The organism is Streptomyces sp. NPDC096310 (assembly GCF_044763125.1).
Taxonomy (GTDB): Bacteria; Actinomycetota; Actinomycetes; order Streptomycetales; family Streptomycetaceae; genus Streptomyces.
Map to the genome: position 1 here is coordinate 1 of NZ_JBIWFO010000053.1, position 8,106 is coordinate 8,106.

Consider the following 8,106-nt stretch of genomic DNA (forward strand, 5'->3'; position numbering starts at 1 on the left):
CCCCAGCACGACGCCTCGTACGACTAGGTTCACTGGCGAGGAAGGCGAAACGACTGGGTTCGCTGTCAAACGCCCCGATTGGATGACAGCGGACAGTTGCGGCGGCATCTGGTGATCGACAAGGTTCTGGATGTTCACGAGAAATAGCGTCAGTGCGTGGGGGACGGCCTGGCCGACAAGATCAGGGACTCATGTCGGCCTGGTGCACCGAGCACGTAGGCTCCCAAAGTTATGAAGATATTGATCTCTGTTGACATGGAGGGCATCTCGGGGATCGTGCATCCCACCGAGACGAACCCGGACGGCTACGACTACGCGCGTGGCCGGGCGTTGATGACAGCTGAGGCGAACGCTGTGATCGCCGGTGTCCTGGACGCCGAACCCACGGCCGAGGTGCGGGTCGCCGATGCACACGGCCCTTTCCGGAACCTGCTGCCCGAAAAACTCGACCGCCGGGCGCACTTGGTCCGTGGCAAGCCGCGGCCTCTGGGCATGCTCGGCGGACTCGACGAACAGACCGACGCGGTCCTGCTCGTCGGCTACCACGCCCGCGCCGGCGGCGGACCGGCCATACTGGCACACACGATGAACGACGGCATCCTCGACGTGCGCGTGGCCGGACGTTCCATGGGCGAGATCGGCCTCAACGCCGCCATGGCCGGACATCTGGACGTACCGGTCGTGCTGCTCAGCGGCGACGACAGCGCCTGCGCCGAACTGCAGGATCTGCTCCCGTCCGCAGTCACCGTTGCGGTCAAGCAAGCCCTTGGTCAGGGCGCTGCCATCGCCCTGCACCCCGAAGAAGCGCGAGAGCGGCTGCGCCATGCGGCCGCCGAAGCCATCACGCGGCGCGCCCAGGTTTCACCGCTTTCCCTCGCCGGACCGCTCGACGTCGAAGTCGACCTTTACGCGCCGTTCATGGTCGATCTGGCGACACTCGCGCCGGGGGTCTCACGCGGTGAAGATGGCCGGACAGTCACCTTCACCGCGGCCGACTTTGGCGACGCCTACCGGCTAGTCCTACTACTCGCGCAGCTCGCCACTATCAAACCTGGCTAGGGTTCAGCCGGCCTTGGACGGCTCTTCGGTGCGTGCTCGGGTGCTGGCGAGGCGGTAGGAGTCGGTGCCGGTCTCGATGATGGTGCCGTTGAAGGTGAGGCGGTCGACGATGGCCGCGCAGAGGCGGGGGTCGGTGAAGGTCTTGGTCCAGCCATCTGGGGCTGGCACTTGTTCCCTCACAAGGGTTGCGCCTGTCACCTGGCCGTATCCCGTCCCTGCGGTTCTCGTTGGTTCTCGTGGCGGCACGCTGGTTTTCAAGGTGCTGCCTTGACTGTTCAGGTGCGAGGAAGGTGTGCCGGTGGCCGAGGCGAGACTGCAGGTCATCGCAGGCGGGGCCGTCCCGCAGGAGCCGCTGACCACGGACCCGTGGCAGTTCCAGACCATGTGCGTCGACGCGTTCGTCGCCTCGTGGAGGGCCCGCGGGTTCAGCCCGGTGACCATCGACAACGACATCGGCCTGCTGGAGCGGACACTCACCGCGCTGGGACGGCCTGCATGGGAAGTCACGCCCGAGGACATCGACCGGGTGGTCGGTGATCTCGCGGTGAAGGGCCGGGCGACGTCGACCCGCCGCGAGTACGTGCAGATCTTCAAGGGCTTCCACCGGTTCCTGCAGGCCCGCAAGGCGGTCGAGATCGAGGCCGCATTCGGTGTCCGTCTGGTCTGCCCGGTCGACGAGTTCAACGCCTCCCGCCATGTCGGTGACGACTCTGCGGCCTTGCTGCCGCCGACACCAGAGCGGGTGGACGAGTTCTTCTCCTTCATGAAACAGAGGATCGCGACCGCGAGGAAGCACGGACCCGCAGCGAGGGACTATGCGATGTTCCGGACGCTGTATCACGCCGGCCTCCGCTCGGAGAAGGCATCGCTGCTGGAGAAGCCGGACCTGCACTTCACCCGAGGCCCGTTCGGCAAGCTCCACGTCCGCTTCGGCAAGGGAGCCCACACGTCCGGCCCGCGGCCTCGGTGGGTGCCCATGCTCGACGGCTTGGACTTGGTGCTGCGGTGGTTCCTGGAGGACGTGCGGCCCAGGTTCCCCGACTCGCCGGTGCTCTTCGCCGACGAGTCCGGCGGCAGCCTGCATCGCGGGACCATCCGCAACCGGCTCCGCTATCTGATGGAACTCGAAGGACGTCCGGCATCCGAGCGGTTCAGCCCGCATGCCCTGCGATGAGCTTGCGCGACGCACAACTACGAGCGTGGCGTCGATCTCGTCGCGATCCAGCAGATGCTCGGTCACTGGACCGTCAGCTCGACCATGCGGTATGTCCGGCCCTCCGCGACCTTCATCGAAGACGCCTATCAACGCGCGGTCGCCAGCACTCTGGCCGAGCTGACCGGGAAGGACACTACGGCATGAAGATCCAATGGCGGCTGCGGATGGCTGCCGCCCAGCGCGAGGTGTGGACCGGGACGGAATTGCGGCGGCTGCTGGCCGAGAAGGCCGGCCTGGAACTGTCCTCGGCTTCGGTGTCGGCGCTGTTCACCAAGGAACCCTCTCAAGTGAAGATGACCACGCTGGCCGCGTTGTGCACCGCGCTGGAGTGCACTCCCAACGACCTGATCGAGGTCGACACCACCCCGGTTGAACGGCCCCTCGCACCTCCCCGTCCAGTCCTTGACCTGCCGCAGGCCGTCTCCGCCAGGGGCCGGTCGTTGCCGCCTTTGTGACCGGCGGGCTGCGATGGGCAAGAAGCAACGAGACTGTGTCACCTGCGGTGCCCCCGTCGGATACCTCGACCGCCAGCACTGCTGCCGGTGCTGGCGCCGGCTGAACGAGCAGTCAGCCAGGGCGGTTTGCCCTGGCTGCGGCCGCGACCGCGTCCTGCAGCAGGACACGGGCCGGTGCATCATCTGCTCACGCGTCTGCGAGGAATGCGGCCACCCCGTCCGGTCATCGCAGAACCGTCTGTGCCGCGACTGCCGGCGCGCGGCCGAACAGCGGGCGGCCCAGGAGACGTGTCCGCGCTGCCACCGGCCCGGCTATCTGCGGGAGGCGACCGGCTGGTGCGGCCACTGTTCACGGCCCCGGCAGGAGAAGCAGCGTCCGAGGACCTGCCGCGAGTGCGGCCAGGTGCGGCGGCATGCGGGACTGGGGCTGTGCTCGGCCTGCTGGCAAAAGCACCCTGGCCGCCCCTTCATCCGTGGGGAACACCTCCGCGACCGGCTCGCCGATCCACCCTCCTGGCTGGGGGACTTCGTCGCTCATGTCGCCGCCCGGCACTGCATCGCCAGAGCCTGCGGCTTCGTCACCGACCTCGGCCGACTCCTGCAAGACGGGCACTCCACCTCACCCCAGGCCCTGCTGGAAAGGTCCCGCAGGCCCGGCCGGTCGATGGGCTCCTTCGCCCGCGCACTCGAGGACTTCTTCACCCTCCACCACCTGGCACTGCCCACTGACCAGGCCGAACGGCTCGCCGCCGGCCGACGACAACGACGCATCGAGGCCGTCCCCGAACCGCTGCGGCAAGCCGTCGCCGCCTTCAACACCTCCCGGATGCGGGCCCAGGACCGAGCCCGCCGAGCGGGCACCCGTCCTCGCAGCAATCACACCCTGGAGACAGCCCTGGCCACTCTGCGTGACCTGGCCCTCTTCCTGGTCGACGAACGGGACAGACAAGGACGCGTGGGCCCTCGTCGACGTGCACGACGTCGAAGCCTTCCTGTCCACCCTGCCCAAGGGACGCAAGCGGCGGCTGGCCGTGCTGCGGCAGTTCTTCCGTTTCGCGCGGTCCCAGAAGATGCTGCTGGTCGACCCCACCCGCGAGCTGGTCGCGAAGGCGAGAAACGGCTTCCGCGGCCAGACGCTCGCCCTCGACCAGCAGCGCGAGCTGTTCAGGCGGTGGACAACCGACAAGCACCTGCACCCGCATGAAGCGGTGATGGGCATGCTCGCTCTGCTGCATGGCGCCTCCAGCTCCGAGATGCGGATGATGAAGACCGACGACATCGACCAGCAGGCCCATACTGTCCGGCTCGGGAAGCGGCCCCATCCCGTCCCCCTGGACCCCGCCTCCTGGACAGTGCTGCAGCGATGCCGGGCCCACCGGGTGGCATGGCGGACGGACAACCCGCACGTCATGGTCACCAAAGGAACCAAGGCCGGGCGGAGCCCGGCCTCAACTGCCTATCTCTCACACGTCTTTGACGACTGCGGCTTCCCACCCCGCATGATCCGCAGCACCCGGCTCGTCGACCTGGTGAACACCATGGACCCCAAGCTCGTCGCCACAGCCTTCGGCATGGACCCGCAAGCCACCCTGATCTACCTCGCCGACCATGTCGACCCCGGGCGCCTGCCCGATCACTGAGCGTCAGAGAATCCACTGGTCAGCAGTCTCGCCATGCCCCAGACTCGGATGTGTGCGAGGAGCCCTCGGCGATCGGGACAGGGAACCCGCGACCGAAGGAAGGTAACGAGGATGGCCCCCCTGCGACTCGTCTGGGTCCTGCCCGGACGTGGTTGGGCCGACTGCATCGTCAGCGACCACCAGGCGGAAGCCGAAGTCACGGCCTCCTATATCACCACTGCCCCCGAAGATCTCTTGACCGCAGTAGCACGTCTGATCATCGGCGAGACCGAATGCCGAGCGCAGTTCGAAGCCGAGCCCACCGCCTTCCGATGGATCTTCTACCGTGAAGGCACCAACGTGTGGATCCGCCTGCTGGAGCTGGCCCACGGTAGTGCCCACGACAACACTGGGGCCGAGATCTGGTCCACCCAGCAGAGCATCGACGTCGTTGCCCGAGCAGTGATCCGGTGCTTCGACGAGGTCGTGAGGGAGTACGGCGAGAGCGCATACCGCGGCAAGTGGGGTGAGCATTTCCCCCGCGCCGAGCTCGAAGCCCTCAGGACCGCGTGGCGCGAACATCGAGGCGACTGGGCAGCCTCCTCGACACCATCGAACCCGTGAAGTTTCGGCAGCACCTGGCACGGGTTCGCCGGAACATGTGCGCTTTGCCGAAGGATTCGTTGGAGGCGATGGCGACGCTGTTCTTCTCTTCGCGTTCGGTCAGGACCTGGAAGAGGAGTTCGGCGCCGTGGCGGTCGAGTTCCATGTAGCCGAGTTCATCGATCTATGCGGATATCGGCATAGATCGACCTATGCCGAGACCGCGACTATGCCGAGGCCGTGTGCATAGCTCCGCTCCTTCGTGGGGTTTCGGCTGTTCAGGGCTCTGCATAGTTTCCGTGCCGGGCAGCCTCGTGGCCGTGGGGGCAGGGTGCTTCCGCGAGGAGGTGGCGATGCCGTTCGGAAGTACGCGTCGGAAGGCGGGTGCTCTGGCACCGCAGGTCGAGGGCTACCGGGCATGGCTGGCGGAGCGCGGGTACACAACCTTGACCGCCAGGAACATGCTGAATGATCTGGGGCAGGTCGGCTTGTGGCTTTTGAGACAGGGCCTCGATGCCGCTGACCTGGACGAGGGACGGCTGAATCAGCACCTTGCCGACCTGCGGCGAGGGGGTCGTCGGCGGGTGGCCGGGCCGCGCGGCTTGGTCCCGCTGCTGACGTTCCTGCGTGAGGCCGGGGTGGTGCCCGCGCCGCAGGTGCCACCGTCGCCGGCGGATGTTCTGCTGGAGCGGTACCGGTGCTGGATGGAGTCCGAGCGTGGCCTGTCGGCGTCGACGATGCTGCGCTATGGGAACACCGCCCGGCGTTTCCTGTCCGAACAAGCGGTAGCCGACGGCCAGTTCAGGCCGGACAGTCTGACCGGGGCGGACTTGAACGCGTTCCTGCTGCGGGAGTGTGCCAGGGTCTCGGCGGGCTCGGCGAAGGGGCGGGTCGCCGAACTGCGGTCGCTGATGAGGTTTCTTCACCTGTACGGCGTCACCCCGATGAAGCTCGGCGGCGCAGTGCCCCCAGTGGGCGGCTGGCGCTTCGCTGCCGTACCGCCGACGATGGCGGTGGGCGACGTTCAGCGGCTGCTGGACCATACTCCGCGCCACGGGACGGTCGGCATCCGCGACTACGCGATCTTGATGCTGGTGGCCAGGCTCGGACTGCGCTCGATCGAGGTGGCCCGGCTGCTGCTGGATGACATCGACTGGCGCTGCGGCGAGATCGTCGTTCGCGGCAAGGGACACCGTGAGGACCGGCTCCCGCTCCCGGCCGATGTCGGCGAGGCCCTGATCGTTTACGTGACCGGCCCAAGGCCTCGCCTGGATGCCCGCCACGTCTTCCTGACCTGTAAGGCTCCGCATGGTCCGATCCGGGCGGATCTGGTCGGCGACGTGGTGGAACGAGCCTGCCGGCGGGCCGGTACGCGCAAGGTCGGGCCGCACCGGCTGCGTCATGCCCTGGCCGCCGACATGCTCCGACAGGGCGCCGGGCTCACGGCCATCGGACAGGTGCTCCGGCACCAGGACCTGGCGACCACCGCGCTCTACGCGAAGGTCGACTTCATCGCCCTGCGCGCGGTCGCCCAGCCCTGGCCCGGGACGGAGGCGGCATGACCGATCTCCGTCAGGCGGTCGGCGACTACCTGCGGCTTCGCCGTTCGCTGGGGCACCAGATGACCGAAGCGGCCTATCTGCTGCCGGACTTCGTGAGCTTCATGGACGACCGCGGCGAACAGACCGTCACCATCGCGGCCGCGCTGGCCTGGATGAAGACCCGCGAGCCCGAAGTGGTCACGACGGTCAGCCCTCGACGGATCACCGCCGTCCGCGGGTTCGCCCGCTACCTGAGCGGGATCGACCCGGCGACCGAGGTGCCGCCACTGGGGCTGGTGCCCTACAACCGACGCCGCGGGCAGATCTTCCTCTACTCCGACGCCGACATCGCGGCGATCATGACGGCGGCCAAGCAGACGATTCCCCAGCCGCTGCGGGCCGCGACCTATCACACGCTGATCGGGCTGCTGGCGGCGTCCGGCCTGCGCATCGGCGAGGCCATCAAACTGGACCGCGACGATGTTGACTGGACCGAGGGCGTCCTGCACATCCGCGAGTCCAAGTTCGGCAAGTGCCGCCTGGTCCCGCTGCAGGACAGCACCACGAACGCGCTGCGCGAGTACGACAGGCTGCGCGACGACCTGATGCCCAGGGTCAAGGACCCCGCGTTCTTCATCTCCCTCACCGCGAAGCGGCTGATCTACGCCTGCGTGCATCCGGTGTTCCGGGTCCTGGTCGACACCGCCGGCGTCGGCCCCGATGCCCCGCACAGGCCACGGCTGCACGAGCCGCGGCACACCTTCGCCGTTCGAACCCTGCTGCACTGGTATCGCACCGAGGACAACATCCAGGCGAAGATCCCGTCACTGTCGACCTATATGGGACACCGTGAACCGGCCTGCACCTACTGGTACTTGTCGGCGGCCCCGGAACTGCTCGCCCTGGCCGCCGCGCGCCGCGACGGCGTCCGGAAGGCGGCCCGCCCGTGACCCTGATCGCACCCACCCTGCAGGCGTTCTTCACCGAACGGCTCGGCCGCCAGCGTCAGGCCAGCCCTCGCACCATCGCCGCTTACCGCGACGCGCTCCGCCTCCTGCTCGGCTTCGTCCAGCAGCAGACTGGCACCGCCCCGGCGAAGCTGGACTGGAACGACCTGAACGCGGACGTGATCTCCGCGTTCCTCAACCACCTGGAGGACGAGCGCGGCAACAGCACCCGGACCCGCAACGTCCGCCTGACCGCGATCCGGTCCCTGTTCTCCTACGCCGCCCTCCAGCACCCCGAACACGCCCTGCTCATCCAGCGGGTCCTGGACATCCCACCCAAGCGGTTCGACAAGAGGACCGTCACGTTCCTGACCGGCCCGGAGGTCGACGCCCTGCTGGCGGCACCGGATCCGAAACGCTGGGAGGGACGACGGGACAAGGCCATGCTGGCCCTGGCCGTCCAGACCGGCCTGCGCGTCACCGAACTCACCAGCCTGAACTGCGACGACATCACCCTGGGCGACGGCGCCGCTGTCCGCTGCGAGGGAAAGGGACGCAAACAGCGCACCGTCCCCCTAGTACTGCAACCGTGCTTGTAGTGACGGTGTGACGTCGTGGTCGTTGTGCTTGTCATGGGTGGGGACCTCGGGATCAGTGACGTGCGGC

7 protein-coding genes and 3 pseudogenes are annotated in these 8,106 nt (G+C 67.7%); 8 read left to right on the forward strand and 2 right to left on the reverse strand.

The window, feature by feature from the left end; genetic code table 11:
- The first annotated feature begins 231 nt into the window (after positions 1-231).
- Positions 232-1,059: a M55 family metallopeptidase gene (locus ACIQ7D_RS37270; protein WP_403945692.1), complete on the forward strand. Its 828-nt coding sequence runs from the start codon at positions 232-234 to the stop codon at positions 1,057-1,059.
- A 3-nt stretch (positions 1,060-1,062) separates the two neighbouring features.
- Here ACIQ7D_RS37270 and ACIQ7D_RS37275 read toward each other — a convergent pair.
- Positions 1,063-1,212 (reverse strand): annotated as a pseudogene (locus ACIQ7D_RS37275) (ATP-binding protein); the annotation flags it as partial.
- Between the two features lie 229 nt (positions 1,213-1,441).
- Here ACIQ7D_RS37275 and ACIQ7D_RS37280 point away from each other — a divergent pair.
- The 4 genes and pseudogenes from ACIQ7D_RS37280 to ACIQ7D_RS37295 all read left to right on the forward strand — a co-directional run bounded on the left by ACIQ7D_RS37280 (position 1,442) and on the right by ACIQ7D_RS37295 (position 4,973).
- Positions 1,442-2,419 (forward strand): annotated as a pseudogene (locus ACIQ7D_RS37280) (tyrosine-type recombinase/integrase).
- Positions 2,416-2,730: a helix-turn-helix domain-containing protein gene (locus ACIQ7D_RS37285; protein ID WP_403945695.1), complete on the forward strand. Its 315-nt coding sequence runs from the start codon at positions 2,416-2,418 to the stop codon at positions 2,728-2,730. Before ACIQ7D_RS37280 ends, ACIQ7D_RS37285 begins: the two are co-directional and overlap by 4 nt.
- Positions 2,731-3,638: 908 nt before the next feature.
- Positions 3,639-4,370: a hypothetical protein gene (locus tag ACIQ7D_RS37290; protein WP_403945697.1), complete on the forward strand. Its 732-nt coding sequence runs from the start codon at positions 3,639-3,641 to the stop codon at positions 4,368-4,370.
- Positions 4,371-4,481: 111 nt separating this feature from the next.
- Entirely contained in the window at positions 4,482-4,973 is a 492-nt protein-coding gene (locus ACIQ7D_RS37295) for a hypothetical protein (RefSeq protein ID WP_403945700.1), read from the forward strand.
- 49 nt (positions 4,974-5,022) lie between these two features.
- On the opposite strand, the pseudogene ACIQ7D_RS37300 reads toward ACIQ7D_RS37295, so the two are convergent.
- Positions 5,023-5,136 (reverse strand): annotated as a pseudogene (locus tag ACIQ7D_RS37300) (ATP-binding protein); the annotation flags it as partial.
- Between the two features lie 169 nt (positions 5,137-5,305).
- Between ACIQ7D_RS37300 and ACIQ7D_RS37305 the strand changes: the two are divergent.
- Genes ACIQ7D_RS37305 through ACIQ7D_RS37315 form a run of 3 tightly spaced genes read left to right on the forward strand, consistent with a single transcriptional unit; the run spans position 5,306 to position 8,039 of the window.
- Complete coding sequence (locus ACIQ7D_RS37305; RefSeq protein WP_403945703.1) at positions 5,306-6,514, forward strand: tyrosine-type recombinase/integrase; 1,209 nt, start codon at positions 5,306-5,308, stop codon at positions 6,512-6,514.
- Entirely contained in the window at positions 6,511-7,443 is a 933-nt protein-coding gene (locus ACIQ7D_RS37310) for a tyrosine-type recombinase/integrase (RefSeq protein ID WP_403945705.1), read from the forward strand. Before ACIQ7D_RS37305 ends, ACIQ7D_RS37310 begins: the two co-directional genes overlap by 4 nt.
- Positions 7,440-8,039 carry a tyrosine-type recombinase/integrase gene (locus ACIQ7D_RS37315; RefSeq protein ID WP_403945707.1) on the forward strand — a complete coding sequence of 200 codons (600 nt, stop codon included), beginning with the start codon at positions 7,440-7,442 and terminating at the stop codon, positions 8,037-8,039. Before ACIQ7D_RS37310 ends, ACIQ7D_RS37315 begins: the two co-directional genes overlap by 4 nt.
- The last annotated feature ends 67 nt before the right edge of the window (positions 8,040-8,106 follow it).